We start from the raw sequence: 22,056 nt of genomic DNA, 5'->3' as shown, positions 1-22,056 counted from the left end.
TTTACGGAATACGGTTTACGGCTCCTTCTAACCTATGACTAACAAGAAAATCCTGTTCATCGGCGGTTCGCTCAATCAGACACAGATGGTCCATGCCACGGCCGTCCACCTGCAAGCCGACTACGACTGCTATTTCACGCCCTTTTACGCCGACGGCCTTTACGACTGGCTGGCGAAACGGGGCTGGCTGGACTTTTGCAGTCTTTGTGGCCGTTTCCGCCTCTGACCGACGCCAATACCTGGCGCAGCACAATCTGCCGGTAGATTATCGCGGCGGGCAGCATGGCCCCTATGACTTGTACGTCACCACCAGCGATCTCATCGTGCCCCGTAATTTGCGTAGTCAAAAGGTCATCCTCATCCAGGAAGGCATGACCGACCCGGAAAATTGGGCCTATCACCTGGTGCGGCGCTTCCGGCTGCCGCGCTACCTGGCCAGCACGTCCACCAACGGCCTGTCGCAGCAATATGATTATTTTTGCGTCGCCTCGCCCGGCTGCCGCGATTTTTTGCCGCCAAGGGCATCAATCCGCAAAAACTCATCGTGACCGGCATTCCCAACTTCGATAACTGCGCCCAATTCAGCCACAACGATTTTCCGTACCGGGGCTATGTGTTGGTCGCTACCTCCGACGCCCGCGAAACCTTCAAGCGCGACGACCGGGCGGCGTTCATCCGGCAGGCGCTTGTCATCGCCAACGGCCGTTTCCCCATCTTCAAGCTGCATCCCAACGAGAACAAGCAGCGGGCCATAGACGAAATTCGGGCCTTAGCCCCGCGCGCCCTGGTGCTGACCCAGGGCGACATTGGCCCCCTGATCGCCAACTGCGATGTGCTGATCACCCAATATTCCACCGTCGTCTACATCGGTCTGGCTTTAGGCAAAGAGGTCCATTCTTACTTCGACGTGAATCTGCTGCGCCGACTCGCGCCCAGCCAAAACGGCGGATTATCCGGGCGCAATATTGCCACAGTCTGCCGGTCGCTCATCGAGACGCAGCCGTTAGCGGAGCCGCTAGCGAAACCGGCGACCCAGCTTCAAGGGGGATACGTGTATGACTAACCTTCGCGTTGTGACCATCGTTCAAGCGCGCACCGGTTCATCACGACTGCCGGACAAGGTGTTACGGCCGTTAATCAACAAGCCGCTCCTGGTGCGCATGGTCGAACGGGTGCAGGCCGCCCGCCTGGTCGGCACGGTGGTCGTGGCGACCACCACCAACCACGTAGACGACGTGATCGAGATGATTTGCCGTTGGGAAGAGTTCCCCAGCTTTCGCGGTCACGCCACCGACCTGCTGGACCGCCATTACCAGGCGGCGCGGCGGTTCGACGCCGATGTCGTGGTGAAAATCCCCTCCGACTGCCCGCTGATTGACCCGGCGGTGATAGATCGCGTCATCGGCGCCTACCTGGCGCGGCCGGCGGCTTACGATTACGTCAGTAACCTGCACCCGGCCACCTACCCGGACGGCAACGACGTGGAGGTGATGAGCATGGCGGCGCTGACGACGGCCTGGCAGGAAGCGCAGCGGGATTTCGAGCGCGAGCATACCACGCCTTTCCTCTGGGAAAGGCCGGACCGGTTTCGTTTAGGCAGCGTGACCTGGGAAACGGGACGCAACTATGCCATGTCCCATCGCTGGACCATTGACTATGAAGCCGACTATCAATTCGTCAACGCCGTCTACACGGCGCTGTATCCGCAAAAGCCCGGCTTTGGTCTGCAAGATATTCTGACGCTGCTAGAGGCGCGGCCCCAACTGCGGGCCATCAATCAGGAGTATGCTGGCCTGAACTGGTATCGTCACCATTTGGGTGAATTACGAACCATCACGGCGGCGCAGACGCGCACGGCCGTCGTGTGTGTAGATTAGATTAGATTTGACCAATCTTGGAGATTGGTCAAATCTATTCTGGGGGTTGGAGACGGGCGAGGGCTTGGGCGGGGGAGATGGCGAGGATGGCGGCCAGCCGGCCGGGAACGGCCGTTTTGCCCGCAAAATCCGGGGCCGCCTGCCACACCGCCGCCAGATTGCGCACCGTCTGCGCAGTGAAATGTTGATCCCCAAACTGCACAAAGATTTCCAGGGCGTTTAACAAATGGTTGGCTGCTTCCGGCCAATCTTCCTGCGCCTCAGCCAACAAACCCAACTGCCCATAGGTGGACGCCTGGTTGTAGCGGTCATTGAATTCGATTTTGAGGGCCAACGCCTGGTTGTAATGGACAACGGCCGTTGCCCACTCCCGCTGCTCCTGCGCCACCATGCCCAACTGGTGGTAGGTGGACGCCTGGTTGTAGCGGTCATTGAATTCGATGTAGATAGCCAACGCCTGGTTGTAATGGGACACGGCCGTTGCCCACTCCCGCTGCTCCTCCGCCACCCTGCCCAACTGGTGGTAGGTGGACGCCTGTCTGTAGCGGTCATTGAATTCGATTTTGAGGGCCAACGCCTGGTTGTAATGGGCCACGGCCGTTGCCCACTCCCGCTGCGCCTGCGCCACAATGCCCAACTGGTGGTAGGTGGACGCCTGGCTGTAGCGGTCATTGAATTCGATTTTGAGGGCCAACGCCTGGTTGTAATGGGCCACGGCCGTGGCCCACTCCCGCTGCGCCTCCGCCACCATGCCCAACTGGTGATAAATTATGGCTGTGTAGTTTGCACGCCCTTCTTTTGTAATGCTTTTCAGATTCTTTACAACATCAAGACTGTTTTCATAAGCTTCGCGTGCCAACTTATACTGTTGGACAGCCAGGTGAATGGTCGCCAATCGAGCATAAACGAGGTAAAAGTCAGTGCCGATTTCTCCAGCCATTTGGGTTTGGGAGTATTCATGTTGGTTGCTCAGAACAGTTTCACATAGCTCAATAGCAAGTTTGTTTGCCTTTTGACCATCCAAAAAACGGAACAAGGCTTCATACGTATTAAAGAAACCGGTATGTGCCGCCAGCGCCAACTTGAGCGCGGTCATCAGGTTTTCGTATTCCAGGTTGGTGAGTGCCTGGCCCAGCTGCCGCTCCTGGGGCTGTTTGGACTGCAGCAGCCCGGCCAGCGCCCGGCCCACCTGGTCGTAGTGGGCGCGGAAGGCGCGCTCGATGGCGGCGCTTTCGCCCTGGCCGGCGTCCGCGGGCGCGGCCAGCCGCTGGCGCAAAAAGTAGGGCAAAATCGGTTGCAGGCGCAGGTATACTCGCCCGGCCATTTGTTGGGGAATCAACAGACCCCAATTAATGCCTTCTTGCAACACGTCGCCCCAACTGGCAAAGGGCAAACCGGCCAACTCCGGCTGCTGCTGGAGTTTTTCGGTGTATCTGTCCAACAGCGCCAGGTCTACCACGCCGGTAAAAGGGGCCAGGCAGGCCAGCAGCGCCTGCGCGTCGGCGGAGAGGTTGCTGTGGCTGTACTCGATGCAGCGCAGCAGGCTTTTGGTCTTGTCCTGCCACAAATCGCCGCTGCCGCCCGCGTCCAGCCCGGCATCGCCGCCGGTGAAGGCGGCCAGCAGGTCGGCGGGGCTTTGCGGCGGCCGTCCCGGCCGCGCCGCCAGATTCGCCAACACAATCTCCAGCGCCAGCGGGTAGCCAGCCAGCAACTTCAACAGTTGGCGCAGGGCCGGGCCGTGCTGCGGGTCGGCGGGCAGGCCGCTGCGCCCCAGGCGGCGCAAAATCTCCTGCGTCAGGGCGCTGGCGGCCTCCGGGTCCAGGCCGGGCAGTTCGTAAGGCGATTGGGCAAATTGCCCCACCAACCATTCCTCCGGCCCCCGCGACCCCAGCAGCGCCACCGTCTGCCCCCCGGCCAGCGCGGCCACAAAATCACGCAGGCGGGCCTGTTCGGCGGCGTCCAGGGTGTGCTGAATCGCCAGGGCGCTGCCGGTGATGGATTCCAGGTTGTCCAGCGCCAGCACGTGGCGGCGGCTGCGCAGTTCGCCCACCAGCTTTTGCTGCTTGGCGGCGTCGGACAGGGGGGAGTAGGCGCGGCCGTAGTCACGGCCGTACAAGTCGCGGGCGATGCCATCCAGAATTTGTGCCAGGGTGTACGCTTTTTCGTCGTAGCCAAAGTAAAAGACACGCTCCGCCAGACGGGTGGTCTGCCACCATTCCAACAGGTGTTTGATGAGGGTGGTTTTGCCCGCGCCGCCCATGCCCTGGATGAGCAGGATGTTGGTGGGGTTGGAGGCGGAAGAGGCAGAGGCGGGCGGGACGCCCGCGCTCCCAGGGAGGAGGCGGGTTTCAATCTCCAAAATGTCTACGTCGCGGCCAACAAAGCCGTAGGTGGGGAGCGGGGCGCGGTAACGGCCGCTTTGCTGCGTCAGGTAGGCTTCTTCTTCGGCGGGGCTGGCGAAATCGGTGAGGGGCAGGGTGATGGGCTGGTTTTGGTAGACGACGGGCAGCAGCCAATCTTCCAATTCGATGGTCTGGTTGTAGGCGGCGCGGCGTTCCTTCACGTTCAGCAGTTCCAGCCGGGCACGGCGGATGGCCTGGGGCAGGGGCCGCCCGGCCAGCAAATGTTGGTAGAGATGGGTCATAAACAGCACGGCGGCGCTGACAGTGACCGAATAGCCCATGGCGACGGCCGTTTGCACCCCGGCGGCCATCAGGCGGCTGCCCAGACTCGTCTCGCTCTCGCCCACCTGCATCCCCGACTGGCAGGCGTTGAGGATGGCGATGGGTATCTGGTGGCTTTGCAGCAGGTTGGCGATGGTCTCGTCGGCGACCAGATCATGGCTGCCCGGTGCGTCGCCGCTGAAGGAGAGGAAGGCGCGCAGCCCGGCGTAGGGCTGAATCTCGCTCTGGCCGTAGCCGCTTTTGAAAAGAAAGGGCGAGGCGTCCTTTTCCAATTTCTGGTACTGCTCAAAGGTGAGCAAACTGCCATGCACGTCAAAATGGATGATGTGGTAATAGCCATCGCCGTGGGCGTCGCGGCTTTGCTCCAGGTGGCCCACCAGGGCGGCAAAGCTGCCGGGCCGCACCATGTCTATCCGGGCGCGCAGGCGGCTGTTGTGCAGGGCGTTCACCAACGGCCGTGAGATGGTGCGGTAGCCCACGTCTTGCCGCCCGCCGGGCCGCGCCGTCACCAGCAGCACGTTGAGCGTGGGCGAAGGCTGCGGGCGGATGTGGATGGCGGGCGGGTTGTCGTTCTGGCGGAGGAAGGGGCATTCGGCGGCAAAGGGACGGCCGTTGGCCGGGTCTTTGAGCGCTTCCCAATGCAGGGCATGGAAGGCGGGCGTGCCGCGAATCTCAAATTCCAGCTTGGCGAGGCCGCCTTCGTAGCGCAGGGCGGCGCGGTATTCAGCCAGCACATCGGGGTTCTCGCGGAACACCTGGGCGAAGAGGCGGTGGCCGTAGTCGGCCACGCTGGCGGCGGCTTCGGCCGCTTTTACCTGGCCGGTGAAGGGGAAGCTCAGCCATTCTTCGTAGTACCATTGCAGCCGCGCTTCTTCCGCGGCGCTAAACGGCTCGCTGATGGTGATGGGGTGGCTGGGGCCGTTGTCGAATTGCACGGCCGTTGGGAAGGGGCCGGTGGGGGAGGGGGAGGTTTGGGTGATGGTGATTTTGGTCATGGGAATTGTGAATTATGAATTGTGAATTATGACACGACTTTTGCAGTGACATAATGTTTTGATAGCACCTTTACAAACGAATACGCCATAGAGCACAATACCAGGGGAAGGATGAATAGCGCAATTTACTACGCAGGAGGTGTTGAACTATGGTTCCCCTGGTTGAATTTCCACGATTGGTTGATCACTATGCACCACATTTCAGTTCGGTCTTTTCGGCCGATGCCTTCATCCAGTTCAAGCGGTACATCAGCGGTTTGATTGTTTCCGAAAACAAAACTGTTGAGGGGAATCAACCGATTGTTTGTCCATGAAAGCCGTAACCAAAGCTCGCTCAACCGTCTACTAACGGAAAGCCCTTTTTCGCTCGACGAACTCAATCGTTGTCGCTTAGCTGTCATGAGCAGCCTACCGGGTACAGCCTTGAAAAAGACGGGGTGTTGAGTTTTGACGATACGTTACTCACCCACTATGGACACCACTTTGACAAGATCGCCATCTTGTATGACCATGTGCAAAAGTGTTGGGTCTGGGCGCACAACCTGGTGACGTTGCATTACAGCGATGACCAAACTGACTACCCTATATTCTTTGGGCTGTGGCAACCGGCTGACCTGGTCAAGATTGAAGCAGGGTTACGCAGCGAACATCAAGTTGAAGGAAAGCAAGCTGGAGCTGAAAGAAAGCGATCCAACCAAGTGGCGTCAGTATTTGCTAGGCGTGTGGCGACGAAATGTCAAAAAACCGGGCGTAGCTGACCTGTATGACAGCAAGTTGCGCATGGCTGAGCAGCAGTGCCAGCAATGGCTGGCACAGTTCCCTGACTTCGCCGCCTATCGCTTTTGATAGTTGGTACACAACCCAGCTTCTGCCGCTTTCTTGATGAGAAAGGCTTTGCTTATGTGGGCGCCTTGGGCGAGAGCGGTGAAGTGGCGCTGGCAACAGGTCGGGAACGATTAGACAAGTTTGCCCAGCGCCTCAAGGCGGAACATCTTGCGGCCATAAAAGCCGGTCAAACTCCTGCGTTTCAAACGACGACCATCACCTTTAAGGGAACAACCGAGACTTACTATACCTACTGCCGTACGCATCGGCTGCACAACTTTGGTAAAGTCCGTCTCGTCATCAGCTATCGTCGGGCTGACCTATCCGACAATCCAGTATTTCTCATCAGCAACCGCTTGCACTGGCAGGCCAAAGGCATGACGCGCATTTATCGCCATCGTTGGCCCGTTGAAGTGTATCATGAAGAAGGTAAAGCCGAAGGGCTGGACCAGTATCAGCTACGGAATTTCGCGGCTATTGAACGACATATCGCCCTGGTCGCCGTGGTGTACAGCTTACTGCGTGCCGCTCAACAGGATACAGACCTGCAACAGACGCTTCAACGTGAACTCGAGCTAGACCTCGACGGCAGCGTTCCTTTTTGGCGACGAGCAACTCAAGCCCAAAGTCTGTGGAGCCTCGCTTTGTTTATTACGGCGGGGCTGGCTCAGGGGCAATCTTTGCAAGAAATCATGACGCCGCTTGTGCGAGCTGTCTGCCCGCGTTGACCTGAGCCTTTTCAGTCCTGGTTGTGATGCTGTCCAGCTAACTGATGATAAGCTGGAGATACTGGTTTGTTGCCACAGCCCGGACAGAGGTTGACAGGATGGGCGTTTTTTTGCTGTTTGGCGTATTAGTTTTTAAGGTGCAAAAGTCGTGTTATGAATTGTGAATTATGAATTGTGAATGAATTTTCGGCATGGTTCATCGAGCGAAACATCTTCTTTACAAATTGATGCTGAATTGTCATGCTGAGCGGAGTCTTCGGAGCGAAGCATCCCGCTCCCAGCAGAGGAGAGGGATGCTTCGGGGGACCTCAGCATGACGCGCTTTCTTGCTAAATTTGTAAATCACATATTGCCTGGAATGAATCATGCCGAATTTTCAATTGTTAGTCTTCAATGGTGATGATGAGGGTGGGACGGCCGTCGCCCTGGTCAATGGTGATGATTTTGGGTTTTCGGGGGTAGTATCTGGCTTTGAGCAGGTCGTAGATGAGGTCGGCGAGGACGGCGCTGGCGATGGTAACGGCCGTTTGCAGCACCAGGGTCACGGCTTCCGGGGGCAGGTAGCTCTTGGGCGTGGCGCTGTCCGGCCAGAGTTGGCCGGCGGCCTGCGCCTCTGGGCTGGCATTCCAGGCGGCCAAAAAGTCGGCCGGGCTGAGTTGCAGGGCAGGGTCAAGGGCGATCTGGTATTCGTGCGGCATGGTTCCTCCGTTGCTGGTTTGGCAATGGAGGGATTATAACATGGCCTTCACACGTTTGGCGATACGCCTGTTGTGTTCTGCATGGATTACAATTCGGTCTTTGTGGCAAGGTTGGTTGGTCAGTTGGCTGAACCCACCCGGCTAACTAAGCAACGGCCGGATCGTCGTCTTCTAAAACAAAAACCGAGCGCTGCCCGCTGCGCGTAAAGTGCTGCTGATAGGCCGGCCACATTTGCACCAACTGCGGCCAGTAGTGGGTTGTCTCTTCCTCGGTGGCTTCTCTGGCGTGGTAACGGCCGTTCCATCCCCCAATTTGCACGTCAACAACAGGCTGGGCGCGCATGTTCAGCGTCCACGGGTTGGGCCGTTCAAAACCGGGGTTCACGTTGCAGAGAATGAGGCGACGGCCGTCGCGCAGATAAAAGACCGGCGTGGTACGCGGCTGCCCTGTTTTGCGCCCGGTGGTGGTGAGCAGCAGGGTGGGAGCCAGAGGACGGCCAGAGGTGAGGAAACGGCCGTGCCATCGTTCGCGCCATCTTGCAGCAGCTTGCGGGCGGGCAGCGCCCCCCTTAATCCCCTCCCAAAGGGAAGAGCAATTTCCGGGTGATTGCCCCCATCGTCCTGGCGGATAATTTGCCAGCGCTGGAGTCGCTGGGCCGGCGCTCCTGACCGCGCCGGTGGCGGAATCCCGTTGCCCACGGCTGGATAGGCAGCGGACCGCGCAAAACGGGAAGGTAAGGAATAAAAAATAAATAACATACGGGAGATTGGACCAATCTTTAAGATTGGTCCAATCTAAACGTGTTAATTGTTCAAATCTCGTTCCGATCTGTCGACGTCGTTATGGACTGAGCGTCTCTAGCGCCAATGGGTAGGCGTCGAAGAGAACCGCGCCCTGTAAGGCAGCAGGCAGGGCGGTCCCGGCCGGGATGGTGAGGGTGATGGTCGCTGTGTCACCGGTCACGGCCGTCGCCAGCAGCTCCAGATAATTCAGATAGACCGCTTCCGTCGCCGCGCTGTCCAGCAGCAAAATGGCCGGGCGATGGGGCGTCAGGTCATAGCCGGGGGGCAGCTGCAGGGTGGCGACCACCTGCCCATCGCGCCTGTCGTCTGGCGGCGTGAAGGTCAGGTTGGTGACGGTGATGTCTGACGGCCGTTTGTTAGCCGGGTCGCCATCTGGATAAGGCCGGGTGATGAACGTGCCGGAGACCAGCAGCTTTTTGTACACGTCATTGGCCAGCCCGCCAATCACCAGGTAGGGGCCAAAGTTCGGGATGGAGAGGGCGTCGGTGTCGGCGTAGAGCGTGGCTGTGTCCATCGTGAAATCGTCGCCCAGCCGGCCGCGCATCTCCAGCAGGTTGAAGGGGATGGGGATGCCCGTCACCTCCATGACGACGCTTTTGTTTTGCAGAATAACGTCCTGCCCCTGGTAACGGCCGCTAAACGGCAGCAAAAAGTCGGATTCCGGGTCGGCGACCAACTGGCCGGCGTCGTTGGTTTTGCCGCCGGTGACCCAGAGGACAAATCGCCCCTGCCCCTGCGCGTCCGGCGGGGTGATGACCACCGGCGTCATGATCCAGTCCATGTAGTCGAAGCCAATCTGGTTGAGGCTGGGCATCATCGGCGGGATGGGCACAGCCAGCCGGGTCCACTCCAGCGCCTGGACCTCATCGTCCCCAATGGCTAAGGGCAGTGCGCCGCTCTGCGCGGTCGTCTGGAAGGTGAAGGTGTCGGCGAAAGAGCCGCTTTGTCGGCCACCAAGCTGCAAATTGCCCAGCGCCAGGCCGCCGGTGTAATAATGGCCGCTGACGGTGAGCGTGTAGGCGGTGGCCGGTTGCAGGAAACCCTCAGGCCGGATGTAGAGGTAACGGCCGTCGGCCGATTTCTCCCAGGCGAACGGGGTTTCCGGGCTGAGGGTGATGGTCAGGGCGTCGGCGGGGCAGTAGAGCGGATTGTTGCAAACCCAGGCGTCCACCGTCTGGTCTGCCTCGCGCACCAGGAGGCGCAAGGTGATCATCGTCGCCGTTGGCAGGGTGTCGGGGAAGACGTCCTGGGCGTTGCCGCCGGGGGAGACGTAAAAAAGGGCGGCGACGTCGGCGGGCAGGTCGCTGCCGGGGTTGGTCTGGCAGCGGGCGTCGCTGCTGGCGTGCAGGCAGTAATCGTAGGGGACGTACCAGACCTGGCCGTGCTCCCCGGCAAAGTAGACGCCGGTCTGGCCCAGGGCGGGCGAGGCGTTCAGATCGTTGCGGTCGCGCCGTTCGGGGTCGGGGTCGGTGGTGTCGAACGACCAGCGGCGCGTCCCGTCGGCGGCGTTGAGGGCGTAGAAACGGCCGTTGCCCGCGCCAAAGTAGACAATCTCGCCCACCCCATCGGGGGCGCGCCCCAACACCGGCGAGGAGCGAATCACATCGCCGGTGTCGTAAGACCAGAGCAGGCTGCCCGCCGGGTCCAGGGCATACAAACTGCCGTCAGCCGAACCGATATAAACGGCCGTCGTCTGCCCCTGTTCATCCACCGACAAGGCGGCCGAACTGTAAATGTGGTCGCCGGTGCGGAAGCGCCACAGGGTGTCGCCGGTGACCGGGTCCAGGGCGTAGAGATGGCTGTCGAAGGAGCTGATGTAGACCGTGCCGTCACTGCCGATGGCCGCGCTGGCGGCGATGAAACCCAGGGTGCGTTTGGCCCATTTTTGCTGGCCGTCGGGGGTGACGGCATAGACAAAGGTGTCGTTGGACCCCCAGAAAATCGTGCCATCTTCGCCGATACCGGCCACCGACCAGGCGTTGGAGCCGGTGGGGAAGGTCCATTTGAGCGTCCCTTCCGGAGTGATGGCGTAGTAGTTGAAGTTGGTGTTGCCGGCGTAAATCGTGCCGTCGTAGCCAATTTGCACGTTGCCCTCGAACCAGGAGTTGAACGCTTTGTCGGGGGCGTTGAAGGACCAGATGAGACGGCCGTCGTCCCGGTTCAGGTGATAGATGTGGCCGTTGCCGGAGGGGACCAGGATGCCCGGTTCGTCGCCCAGCAGGCCGGGGCGGGGGATGGCCGCCGCCGAGTCTATGATTTCGCCGGTGGTGAAGCGCCACTTCTCGCGGCCGTCCGGGTGGAGCGCGTAGAAGTTGTGGTCGGCCGAGCCGACGTAAATGATGCCTTGTTCGTCAATGACCGGCGTAGAGAAGATGCCCTTTTCTGTCTGGAAGAACCAGGGTTGGTCGTTGTGGTAGAGGGCGGGCAGGGGAGAACGGCCGTTGTTGACCAGGTCGCGCCGAAACGTCGGCCAGGGCGCATCGGGGGCGACGGGGTTGGCATAGTCAAAGGGTTGCGATGGTAAACCGGCGGCTTGCCAAACAACCGGCGTGAAGTCGCTGGCGAACAGCGTCCGTTTGACCTGCACCGCGCCGCCCGCTGACTCGCCCGGCAGCTGGGCGATAATCTGCTCTGGCGACCAGTGGGCGACGGCCAACGCCTGCGTCTGCCCCTCGGCGGCGCGCCAGACGACCTGCCCGCCCCGGCCGAGGCGCGCGCCGGCAATGGTTACGGTTGGGCTGCCGGGGGGGATGGCGGGAACGGCCGTTACCTCCGGCGTGAGTTGGCGGATTGTGAACCAGCCGGTCAGGGCAATGGCTGCCGTCAGCCAGAGCCAGCGATTGCGTAAAACGGCTTTTAGCGCGTGGGCGATGCGGTGAGCAAAACGTTTCATAAATATCTGTTTGTCAACTTTTCTTTAGCCAGCCGGTGGTCAGGTTTGGCGCACCGCTGATCAAAAGCCAGATCATGACTGTACCATGCCGTTACCTGCGGGAAACAGTGGTGGTTCTGGTTCGCCGGGATAGGGATCTTCGCCGCGCAATTTCTTCAGCACAAATGTCAACGCCTCACCTAAAATCGCCAGCACGGCGGCAGCAATCAGCACGCCCAACACACCCAAAGCGGCTGAAAAAACAATCAGACCCACCAGCAGCACCCAGACCGGAATGTTGACCGACCGCGAGTATACGCGCACGTCTACAAAGTAATAGGCCACGCCGGAAATCAGCATATAAGCCGCCATCAGCAAAAAAGCAAACAGCAGCGGATTCAGGCTGATGCTGTTGGAGCCAGCCACCAGCGCGTAGAAGAAAACCATTATGATCGAGAACAGACCGCCGATGCTGGGGATAAATTTGGGCAGCGCGATGACAAAGCTGCTTACCAGGGCATTGGGCACGCCGGTAATCCAAAAGAGAACGGCCGTTATCAGCCAATAAAAACCGACCACCACCAGCGACCCCACCAGATAACTTTGGAACAAATCCACGCTGCGGCTGATCAAAATGGCGTATTCACGCCGCGACGTCTCTGGAATCAACCGCCCCACCGCATTGACAGTGCGCGGCGCTTCCAACAAGAAAAAGAGCAAAATGATGACCACAAAAAACACGTCGCTCAGGAAGCCGGCCAATAGTCCCAGCACAGAGGATAGTTGCGTGATCAGCCCACCTGATGAGGCTAACAACCTGATCGTCCCGCCAATCGTCGCCATCCGTTGCAGCGGGCGCAAAATAGGACTCAGGTCAATCGGCCCGATGGTGACTGTTTGCGGCGAGGGGATGAGCGCATTGAGGACGACCTGGATGCCCTGGAACATGGTAACGGCCGTACCCGCCAACGATGCGAACAACCAATACAGCGCCACAAACACCAACAGCACAAACAGAAAATAGACCAGCAGCACGGCCGTGCGGTATGGCAGCTTCAGGTGTGTTTGCAGCAGCTTAATGGGATAGCGCAAAATAAACGCAGTCAGGAACAGGTATATGAGCGGCGTCAGTATCGGCCGCAGCCAGTAGATAGTTAGCGGGACCAATGCCAGCAGAACCAGGGCGGCCAGTTGTTTCTGCCAGTCAGCCCAGGGGGCCGTGGATTGTTCGATAAACGGAACGGGGGACTGTTTGTCTGCCATCTTTTTCGCCTCCCTTGAAAATGGGAGCGCGGACGTCCCGTCCGCCCCGGCAGGCGAGACGCCTGCGCTCCCAGGGTTTTCATTCGTGGCGGTGCGCCTACTCATGATGTCTTCTGTGAAAATAGAGTTGTCAAATCTTTAAGATTTGACAACTCTAACCTCATTCATGTGGTTGTTTGTGTCGCCGACGGGGATTGTAGCAGAATCACGCCTGGGCTGGAAGCACCTTTGCCAACCGCCGCACGCCTTCCTCAATTTCCGCCTCTTCCAGGCCGCTAAAGCCCAACAAAATGGAAGGCGGCGCGGGCTGCTCCAGGTGATAGGGCGCGCCAGGATACACCCCCACTCCGGCCGCCGCCGCCTGCTGCACTACGGCCGTTTCATTCACCCCTGTTCCCAAATAGAGCATCACATGCAGCCCGGCGGCCATCGGCGCATAGCGCACCTGGGGCAAGTTGGGTTCAATATAGGCCGCAATGGCCGCAATCAGCACCGCCCGCCGCCGCCCATACGCCTGCCGCAGCTGCTGCAAATGGCGCTCAAAATGCCCTTCGGTGATGAAATCGGCCACGGCCGCCTGCGTTAACGTCGGTGCGCCCCGGTCTATCAGGCTCTTGGCCTGCACGAAGGGGTTCAGCAGCGCCGGGGGCAGCACCACATAGGCCAGGCGCAGCGCCGGGAACAGCACTTTCGAGAACGTGCCCAGGTAAGCCACCCGCCCAGCCTCATCTAACCCTTGCAAAGCGGCCAGGGGACGGCCGTTATACCGCAGTTCGCCGTCATAATCATCTTCAATAATCAGCGCCTCCCGTTCCTGCGCCCATTGCAGCAGGCGCAGCCGCCGCGGCAGCGACATCGTGCCGCCGCGGGGGAATTGATGCGTTGGGGTCACAAAGGCCAACCGCGCCCGGCTGTCTTGTGGGATTAGCTCTACCCGAAAGCCCTCGTCGTCCACCGGCAGGCCAACCAGCCTGGCCCCGTAGACGCGCAGCAAATCGTAGGCTACTGTATAACCAGGCGTTTCCACCAGCGCCTCGTCGCCTGGATTGAGCAGCAGGCGGGCCAGAATATCCAGCACCTGCTGCGCCCCACTCACAATGACGATCTGCTCCGGGGTGCAGCGCACGCCGCGCTGCCGCGCCAGGTAATCGGCCAGCGCGGCCCGCAGTGGCTCAAACCCGGCCACGGAGCCGTAGCGGGCCAGGATGGCGTCGTCGGCGCCCAGGTAGCGGGCCAGCAGCCGCCGCCACACATCGTAGGGGAAAATCTGGGCGAAGGAACGGCCAAAGCCAAAATCTATGGCCGGGCGGGCCGCCGCTGATTCAACCTCCGGTTCGGCGGCCATGACCCGTTCGCCCCAGTGGGAGAAGGTGGGGGTAAACGGCCGTTTCTCCTCCCTCTTTGGCAGCAGCGCATTCACCAACCCCTCGGTCACAAACATGCCCGCGCCAATGCGCCCGGCGATATAACCCTCTGCTTGAAGTTGTTCATATGCCTGCGTTACCGTCACCCGCGCCACGCCCAAATTGACGGCCAACTGGCGGCTGGGTGGCAGCTTTGTCCCCGCCGGCAGTTCACCGCCCAAAATCAACGCGGCAATCTGGCGGTAGAGTTGGGCATATAGGGGGTAACGGCCGTTCTTCTGTAACACGAAACTAAACATAAAAAACTGCCTCAACCGAAGGGCAGATACTGCCTGTCGCTGAAAAGATGTTTGTTTGTTCTTCTACCTGCTCTATTTTCATTCAGACTGCACAAAACACAAACCTGAATTACAATATATGTTCGCAAAGATCAACATCCGACATTTTCATCACCTTGTCAGATGTTACCTTGTCACCTTGTCAGGTATATCAGGCTGGCTGCCAACAACCAGCAAACCCCGGTAGTCTGAATGGTTTATTGACAAAGCGCTATATCTGCCTGTAAGCTGACCGCATGGTTAGCAGCAAGACGAGATGCAAATATGCCGTACCACAGCAGCGACAAAACACGTCAGAAAAAGGACTCTAAACGCGCGGCGATGATGCAGGCGGCCGTGCGCGTTTTTGCCGAAAAGGGGTATCAGGCGGCCACCATTCGGGATATTGTCGAAGAAGCCGGCGTGGCGGTGGGCACGTTTTACTTTTATTTCCCGGATAAGGAGACCTTGTTTGTTCATCTGTATGAGGAGACGGCCCAGTTTTTGCTGCAAGCCTTACAGCAAGCCATCCAGTCGCGGGTAACGCTGCCGCAGCAGTTAAAGGCCGGGTTGCAGGCTTATGTGAACATTGCTGTGTTTGAACCGGCGGTCATCCAACTGCTGCTGGTGGGGGGTGTGGGGACATCGCCGATGTTGGTGGATAAACAGATGGCGTTTCGAGAGCGGTTGATTGCGCTGTGGCAACGGCCGTTAGACCAGGCCCTATCCCAAACTTTGATTGTGCCGCAAAACAGCCGCCGCACAGCCGAGGGTTTTGCCGGCGCGTTTGATGAGATGATATTGCATTTACTGAATCAGCCCGACACAGAACGCGAAGCGGGCGCGGCCGTGCAAGATATGTTTCAGTTTGCGTTAAGGGCCTGCGCCTATACCGGCGGCCATTAACGCAACAATTGCTCAAGGCTTATGAAAGGGAAAGCGGATTTACCTCCAAGCAGCACCCGCCCCTCTGTCTCTAAGGGTAAGGTGGCTGTTGAAAGCCAGAACCAACCATCGCCGTTTGCACGGTTGTTAACGGCCGTTACCACGCACCTCATTAACCTGGCCCCCGACGAGATAGACAACGGTATCAACCATGTTCTGGGCTTGATCGGCCAGTTTACCAGGGCTGACTGCGCGTTGGTACTTTTACAAAAAAACCGCCTGCTTTCCAATACCCACGAGTGGAGCGCTCCCGACGCGGCTTGCGAAGGAGCCGCCATTCATGATATGCCCCCGGCCCATATGGGCTGGATTTTAGATGAGTTGGACCAATTCGGCTTTGTCTACGTCCCGAATGGCGAGCATCTGCCGCCGGAAGCGGTGCAGGAAAGACGTCTGTTTGCTGCCCAGGGTTGGCAAGCGTTTACGGCCGTGCCACTTGTCCGCCAGAATACCCGCTTTGGCCTGCTGGTTCTTCTGGCGCAAGAACAAATCTGGACCAACGAAACGGTTTCCCTGCTGCATATTGTCGGCGAAATTTTTACCAACGCTTTACAGCGCAAAGATTTCGAGCAGCGCGAGAAATTGGCCTACGAACTCGGCGCCGAATTGGCTACCATTTTAGACCAGGACACCCTGCTCAACCGAACCACCAACCAACTGCGTGACGGTTTGGGCTATTACTACACACAGATTTTCCTGGCCAACAATCTTCCCGCCCAGACCGACAGCGGCGCGGCCACCCATCTGGTCATTCAGGCCGGAACCGGCGTTGTGGGCGAGCGCCTGAAACAGAAGCGGCACACCATTGCCATCAACGCTTCGCGTAGTATTGTTGCTCGCGCCGCCCGCACCCGCGAAGTTGTGCGCGTAGATGACGTGCGCGAGATAAGTTACCATTTGCCCAATCCCGTCCTGCCCAATACGCGCAGCGAAGTCGCCATTCCGCTCATTAATGAACTGGCGTTAATTGGCGTGTTAGACGTGCAGCATACAGACCCCAACCATTTTAACGCGCACGAGATTCGCATCCTGCAAATTGTCGCCTATCAACTTTCCACCGCCCTGGCGAAGGCCGCCTTGTTTGCCCACAACCAACAGCTGGTGGAAGAGTTGACGCTGCTGCACGCCATCGCCACCGCTGCCACCGAAACCAATGACGAAGACACGCTGTTTGCGCGTGTCGCACCCATCATTGCCCAGGCTTTGCGGGCTGATCTGTTTGGCTTTGCTTTTGTGGACCCGCAGTCGGGCAGCCTTTCTTATCATCGGTCGCTACACTGCCGGCAAAGCAAATATTTGTTCCAACTGATCCGCCCCGGTGAAGGCGTTTGTGGACAAGTGGTGGCCACCGGCAAACCACGGCGCATCACCGACGTGACCCAAGAGCCAGCGTTTTTGGGCGATTCGCTTACCCGGTCTGAGCTGTGCGTCCCCTTAAAGCTAGACCAACAGATCATTGGCGTGATGAACGCGGAAAGTGACCAGCCAGGCGCTTTTAGCGAAGCCGATGAACGCCTCCTGACGACCATAGCCGGGCAGTTGGCGAACACCATTGAAAAGCTGCGCTTGTTCAAGAAAGCGCAGCATCAGGCGGCGGAAACGGCCGCTTTGTTAGCCACCAGCAAAGCGATTTCTTCGCTGCAGCTGGACCACGTCCTCAACACCATCGCCGCTGAAGCGCAAAGATTGTTCAAAGCCGATACCTGCCGCATTCATCTGATTGCTCCAGATGGCAAAATGCTGCGCTGTGTGGTGGCTCTGTCGGATCGGCCGGAGCAGGCCATCATGAATTTTTCGCTGGCGGTGGGGGTGGGCATTACCGGTCGGGTTGCTCTGAGCGGCGTCCCAGAGATTATCCGCAATACGTTGGAGGATGGGCGCGGCGTCCAGATACCGGGCACGCCGGAAGAAGATGAGGCCATGGCTTTGGCTCCGCTGGCGATTCGTAGCCAGGTAATTGGGGTGATGACGGTAACGCGCCGAGACGTTAAAAACCAGTTTACGCCAGATAATTTGCAGCTTCTGATTGCCTTTGCCGACCAGGCGGCCGTGGCCATTGACAATGCCCGGCTTTTTGCCGCCGAACAGCAGCGCGCCGAACAGCAGCAGCAGTTGACAAAAGCGGCCGCCGCGCTGCTAGATATACGCGCTCTAGAAGAATTGGGGCCAACGGTAACGGCCGTTGCCCGGCAAACCCTCCACGCCGACCGTGTGGCTATTTACCTTTACAACAGCGCCACCGCTTCGGCCCACTGCCTGTACGCCCACAATCTGTCCAAACGATATACTGACGCCATTACCCAACAGTTCCGGCAAATGCCGGCCAATCAGCTTTTGGCCAGCAGCCAGCCTGTCTTTGTGGACAATGCGCAAACGGATCCACGCACGGCCGTTTTGCATGACCTCATCCGCGAAGAAAGATTCTACAGCTTTGCTGTCTTCGCCCTATCGTCGCCCCAAGACCCCATTGGCGCTCTGGTCACTTACCGAGATGAGGTTGCCCCCTTCGACGCCGACGATCTGGCCGCCGGGCAAACATTGGCCTACATCGTCTCCGTTACCTACCAAAACATCCTTCTGCTAACCGAAATCCGTCACGCTTTGGACCGGGAGCAGCGTCTGAACGAAATCACCCGCACCCTCAACAGCGCGCCCGATTTGCCCACCATTCTGGCCTACGTCACCCGCCTGGCGACCGATCTGGTAGACGCGGACGCCGGCTTGTTGGGGCTGGTGATAGACCATCAGATAATGACCTTTTATCCACACAACATCCCTGCCAGCGTCAATTTGCGCCCTGTCAGCCGGGGCAGTGGCATCGGCTGGGAAATTGTAGAAACAGGTCAACCTGTGATGAAGAAGCGCTACCAGGACCATCCGCGCGCGTATCATGCTCTGACGAAGGTGGGCGTGGGCGCTTTTATTGGCGTCCCCATCATTGCCGGTGAGGAATCTTTGGGCGCAATGCAGATTTTTAGTTTCACGCCTGGCAAACAATTCAGCCGCCGCGATCTGGCTCTGGCGGAATCTATTGGCCGTCAGGCGGGCATTGCCCTGCAAAACCAGCGGCTCTTTTCGCAGTTGTCTGAACGCGCTGCCGTCCTGGCCGTTTCCCTGGCGCGTCAGCAAGAGTTGGATGAGGCCCGTACCGAGTTTATCCAAAATGTGTCACACGAACTGCGCACGCCATTGGGTTTGATTTATGGTTATGCGGAGCTGTTGGACAGCGGCGCGCTGGGTGAGCTGACGGCGATGCAAACCCAGTCTATGGGCATCATCATCAAGCGGATTCGGATGCTCATTACCATGTTGGATGATATGTCTGCTTTGCTGGCAGCGGAGACCCAGGATTTCCGGCGCGAAGAAATAGACCCAGGCGAATTGGTACAGTTAATCCAGGAAGAGTTTTTGCTCCAGGCCAATCAGGCAGCGATTAGCCTGACGACAGCTATCCAACGGCCGTTGCCCGTTATTTTAGGCGATCCCTTCCACCTGCGGCGGGTGTTCGATAATTTGCTCAGCAATGCCTTCAAATTTACGCCAGCCGGCGGCCTGATTTCTCTAAAGGTGTGGGCCGATGGGCGTGACGTGTTGATAGAGGTCACCGATACGGGCAGCGGGATTGACCCGGAGGAAATGCAGCGCATTTTTGAGCGTTTTTATCGAGCGAAGGCCGACTCGGTGCAGCACCATCAGGGCAAGGGCACAGGTTTGGGGTTGGCTCTGGTAAAGGAAATTGTGGAAGCGCACCGGGGCCGGATTACTGTGCGTTCTAAACCTGCCGAGGGAACAACGTTCCAGATTCGCCTGCCGACTTTACTGGACTCGCCAGATCAGTGACCAGTGACCAGTGACCAGTGTTCAGTCCACTGAACACTGAACACTGACTAACCCCTCTGCCGCTGCCACTGTTCAGATTGAATATAATCGAGGGATTGGTGGCGAAAGTAGGTGTCGTACAGTTCGGCGTAATGACCGGATTGGTCCATGAGCATCTCGTGGCTGCCTTCTTCGATGATTTGCCCCTGGCGTAAGACGATGATGCGGTCGGCGGCGCGCACGGTAGACAGGCGATGGGCGATGATGATCGAGCTGCGGCCGTTCATGATCAAATCCAATGCCTGTTGTATCTGCGATTCGGTGAAGGGGTCCACGCTGGCCGTCGCCTCGTCCAAAATAAAGATGCGCGGGTTTTGCACCAGCACCCGCGTCAGCGCCACCAACTGCCGCTGCCCCATGGAAAGCCGCCCGCCCCGTTCGCCCACATCGCTGTGCAGACCGTCGGGCAATGTTTCCAGCCATTCACCAGCGCCGATCAGCCGGGCCATCGCTTCTATTTCTGCATCGCTGGCCGCCGGACGGCCGTAACGGATATTCTCCACCACCGTACCGGCAAACAAAAATGGCGTCTGCGACACAATGCCCAACTGCCGCCGATATTGCTCCAGGTTGAAGGCGCGAATGGAACGGCCGTCTACCCTAATCTCCCCTTCCTGAAACTCATAAAAGCGGGCGATCAGCTTGATAATGCTGGACTTGCCCGCCCCCGTATGCCCCACCAGTGCCACACTCTCCCCCGGCGCAACCGTCAGCGAAAAATCGCGCAGCACCTGTTCTTGCTCTGAATAACGGAAACAAACATGGTCAAAGCAAATTTCGCCGCGCAGAGCGCCCACCGGTTCATCAGCCGTTTGCGTCACCGCCGATTCTGAATCAATCAGCGCATATACCCGCTCCGCCGCCGCCAACCCCTGCTGAAACTGGCTCCAAAACGCCGACAAATTAATGATCGGAAACCAAAACCGGTCTACCGTGGACACAAACAGATACCAGGCGGCCACGGTAATCACCCCGGCGGCCGTGCTGAGGCCGCCAAAATAGACCAGCGCGGCCGTGGCGATGCCGCCCAACACATTCAGCACCGGAAAGATATTTGCCAGCACAAAGCTGCGCCGCACATTGATCTGGTATGCCTGCTGGTTAACACCCATGAACTCGTCGTAGATGGCCTGTTCCTGGCGGAAATTTTTGGCCACCCGAATGCCTGTCACCGATTCCTGAATGGCTTTATTCACCTCGCCTACCGCCCGCGAACCCTGGCGCGTTACCCGCCGCGCCAGCCGCCGGAAACCCAGCGCCGCCGCTACAATGAAGGGCGTCATTGCCAGCACCAGCAGCGTCAGCTTCCACTCAATGGTGAACAATACAATGATGAGAATGAGCGCCGAAGAAAGCTGGTTGACCACATCGGTACTCAGCACGATGACTTCGCCAAATTCTTGGGTGTCGCTGGTGATGCGGCTGACAACCCGCCCAGAGCTAAATTCATCGTAGAAGGAGAGGTCTTGTTGCGCGGCGGCCGTAAACGCTTCCTCCCGCATCGCCAAAACCACGTCGGAGATGATGTTGACGGTTAGCTGGCGGCGCACCCAATTCAGCCCCCAGACGCCAAAGCCCAATACCAGGGCGCCGCCGCCCAACACGGCAATGAATGTGCCGTCGGATTGGCCGGTCATGCGGTTGACGCCCTGGGCTACCAGCAGGGGAAACGCCGCGCTGGCCAGGGCCATCAGGAAGACGGTGAGAATGACAACGGCCGTTTCCCGCGTGTGTGGCTGAAAATAACGCCAGATTCGCCGGACCAGTTCCTTGTCGTCATACCGTCGGTCGTAAGCCTCGCCCTCGAGGCCGCGCATGATAGTTGCCATAATGTAGCGCCACATAGACCCCAGGGTTTGCTACAGCCTTCGGGTCTTCCCGCCCTTTTACAGGATTCTCTGTCCTAATAACGAGGCCGCCAACTCCACCGCCAGTTCGGCCGTTTTGTTGCGGTCATCCAAAATAGGGTTGATTTCCACGATGTCCAGCGATTCCACCCGGCCGCTGTCGCCCAAAATCTCCATCAGCAAATGCGCCTCGCGGTAGCTCAGGCCGCCGGGCACGGGTGTGCCCACCCCGGCCGCTTCGTCTGGGTCCAGGCTGTCCATGTCCAGGCTGACATGCAGTCGGGGTAGGTGGCGCAGCCGGTCCAGCGCCTGCCGGGCCACAGCGGCCATGCCCAATTCATCCAGATGGCGCATGGTGAAGACGTTGATGCCGCTGTGCAGCAAATTGTCGCGCTCTTCCGGGTCCAGGTCGCGGATGCCAATCTGCACAATTTGCGCCGGTTGCAGCTTGGGGCCGGGATAGCCGATGTTGACCAATTCCGGCGCGCCTTGCCCCACCAGGGCGGCCATTGGCATCCCATGAATGTTACCGCTGGGCGACGTTTGTGGCGTATTAAAGTCGGCGTGGGCGTCTATCCAGATGACGCCCACCGGCTGGCGTTGGGCGGCGGCGGCGATGGTTCCCATGCTGATGCTGTGGTCGCCGCCCAAAAAGAGGGTGAAGTCGCCCTGCTGAACGCATTGGCTGGCGATGGTGAAGATTTGTTGGCAAACGGCCGTTACCGCCTGCAGCCGCCGGCTGCCACCCTCGGCCACTTCCTCTTCCGGGTTGGGCACAGACACATTGCCTTCGTCGTGGACCACGTGCCCCAGCCGTTCCAGCCGCGCTTTCAGCCCGGCGTAACGGGCGGCGCTGGGACCCATGTCCACGCCGCGCCGGCTCTGGCCCAAATCCATGGGCACACCAATAATGCGAATGGTCCGTTGCTTCACCTGACACCTTGTTTAATTGACGATT

The 22,056-nt window shown here is 59.0% G+C and carries 16 protein-coding genes; 8 read left to right on the top strand and 8 right to left on the bottom strand.

From position 1 onward, the window contains the following. Window positions 1-34 precede the first annotated feature (34 nt). Genes IPM39_04425 through IPM39_04410 form a run of 4 tightly spaced genes read left to right on the top strand, consistent with a single transcriptional unit; the run spans window position 35 to window position 1,877 of the window. Window positions 35-226, top strand: a complete 192-nt coding sequence (locus IPM39_04425; protein MBK8985317.1) for a hypothetical protein — start codon at window positions 35-37, stop codon at window positions 224-226. Then, window positions 207-548 carry a hypothetical protein gene (locus IPM39_04420; protein ID MBK8985316.1) on the top strand — a complete coding sequence of 114 codons (342 nt, stop codon included), beginning with the start codon at window positions 207-209 and terminating at the stop codon, window positions 546-548. The genes IPM39_04425 and IPM39_04420 overlap by 20 nt, the downstream gene beginning before the upstream one ends. After that, on the top strand, window positions 479-1,063 hold the full coding sequence (locus IPM39_04415; protein MBK8985315.1) for a hypothetical protein: 585 nt from the start codon (window positions 479-481) through the stop codon (window positions 1,061-1,063). The genes IPM39_04420 and IPM39_04415 overlap by 70 nt, the downstream gene beginning before the upstream one ends. Continuing rightward, on the top strand, window positions 1,056-1,877 hold the full coding sequence (locus IPM39_04410) for a glycosyltransferase family protein (GenBank protein ID MBK8985314.1): 822 nt from the start codon (window positions 1,056-1,058) through the stop codon (window positions 1,875-1,877). Before IPM39_04415 ends, IPM39_04410 begins: the two co-directional genes overlap by 8 nt. Before the next feature lie 34 nt (window positions 1,878-1,911). Here IPM39_04410 and IPM39_04405 read toward each other — a convergent pair whose 3' ends face one another. Further along, window positions 1,912-5,556 (bottom strand): tetratricopeptide repeat protein, encoded by a 3,645-nt coding sequence (locus IPM39_04405; protein MBK8985313.1) that lies wholly within the window; start codon window positions 5,554-5,556, stop codon window positions 1,912-1,914. A 564-nt stretch (window positions 5,557-6,120) separates the two neighbouring features. Here IPM39_04405 and IPM39_04400 point away from each other — a divergent pair. Together IPM39_04400 and IPM39_04395 are read left to right on the top strand one after the other, a co-directional pair. Next, window positions 6,121-6,402, top strand: coding sequence for a hypothetical protein (locus IPM39_04400; protein ID MBK8985312.1), 282 nt, complete (start codon window positions 6,121-6,123; stop codon window positions 6,400-6,402). After that, a complete protein-coding gene (locus IPM39_04395; protein MBK8985311.1) occupies window positions 6,399-7,109 on the top strand; it encodes a hypothetical protein in 711 nt (236 codons plus the stop codon). The genes IPM39_04400 and IPM39_04395 overlap by 4 nt, the downstream gene beginning before the upstream one ends. A gap of 383 nt (window positions 7,110-7,492) precedes the next feature. Here IPM39_04395 and IPM39_04390 read toward each other — a convergent pair whose 3' ends face one another. The 5 genes from IPM39_04390 to IPM39_04370 all read right to left on the bottom strand — a co-directional run bounded on the left by IPM39_04390 (window position 7,493) and on the right by IPM39_04370 (window position 14,409). After that, the gene (locus IPM39_04390) at window positions 7,493-7,807 is read right to left on the bottom strand and encodes a hypothetical protein (GenBank protein MBK8985310.1); all 315 of its coding nucleotides are present in this window, start codon (window positions 7,805-7,807) and stop codon (window positions 7,493-7,495) included. Window positions 7,808-7,952: 145 nt separating this feature from the next. Further along, window positions 7,953-8,636 carry a nitroreductase family deazaflavin-dependent oxidoreductase gene (locus IPM39_04385; protein ID MBK8985309.1) on the bottom strand — a complete coding sequence of 228 codons (684 nt, stop codon included), beginning with the start codon at window positions 8,634-8,636 and terminating at the stop codon, window positions 7,953-7,955. A 12-nt stretch (window positions 8,637-8,648) separates the two neighbouring features. Continuing rightward, window positions 8,649-11,504, bottom strand: coding sequence for a PQQ-binding-like beta-propeller repeat protein (locus tag IPM39_04380; GenBank protein ID MBK8985308.1), 2,856 nt, complete (start codon window positions 11,502-11,504; stop codon window positions 8,649-8,651). A 72-nt stretch (window positions 11,505-11,576) separates the two neighbouring features. Beyond that, window positions 11,577-12,746 (bottom strand): AI-2E family transporter, encoded by a 1,170-nt coding sequence (locus IPM39_04375; protein MBK8985307.1) that lies wholly within the window; start codon window positions 12,744-12,746, stop codon window positions 11,577-11,579. A 205-nt stretch (window positions 12,747-12,951) separates the two neighbouring features. After that, window positions 12,952-14,409: a PLP-dependent aminotransferase family protein gene (locus tag IPM39_04370; protein MBK8985306.1), complete on the bottom strand. Its 1,458-nt coding sequence runs from the start codon at window positions 14,407-14,409 to the stop codon at window positions 12,952-12,954. A 303-nt stretch (window positions 14,410-14,712) separates the two neighbouring features. On the opposite strand from IPM39_04370, the gene IPM39_04365 reads away from it, so the two are divergent. Continuing rightward, the gene (locus tag IPM39_04365; GenBank protein ID MBK8985305.1) at window positions 14,713-15,333 is read left to right on the top strand and encodes a TetR/AcrR family transcriptional regulator; all 621 of its coding nucleotides are present in this window, start codon (window positions 14,713-14,715) and stop codon (window positions 15,331-15,333) included. 81 nt (window positions 15,334-15,414) lie between these two features. Beyond that, complete coding sequence (locus tag IPM39_04360) at window positions 15,415-19,212, top strand: GAF domain-containing protein (GenBank protein MBK8985304.1); 3,798 nt, start codon at window positions 15,415-15,417, stop codon at window positions 19,210-19,212. Between the two features lie 47 nt (window positions 19,213-19,259). On the opposite strand, the gene IPM39_04355 is transcribed toward IPM39_04360, so the two are convergent. Beyond that, window positions 19,260-21,080, bottom strand: coding sequence for an ABC transporter ATP-binding protein (locus IPM39_04355; protein ID MBK8985303.1), 1,821 nt, complete (start codon window positions 21,078-21,080; stop codon window positions 19,260-19,262). 57 nt (window positions 21,081-21,137) lie between these two features. Next, on the bottom strand, window positions 21,138-21,995 hold the full coding sequence (gene rocF, locus IPM39_04350; GenBank protein ID MBK8985302.1) for an arginase: 858 nt from the start codon (window positions 21,993-21,995) through the stop codon (window positions 21,138-21,140). Window positions 21,996-22,056 lie beyond the last annotated feature (61 nt).

Origin of the sequence: Candidatus Leptovillus gracilis, from assembly GCA_016716065.1 — a bacterium.
GTDB classification, from domain to species: Bacteria; Chloroflexota; Anaerolineae; order Promineifilales; family Promineifilaceae; genus Leptovillus; species Leptovillus gracilis.
Note: the sequence above shows the minus strand (reverse complement) of the source record. Positions and strands in the feature narration are given on the sequence as shown.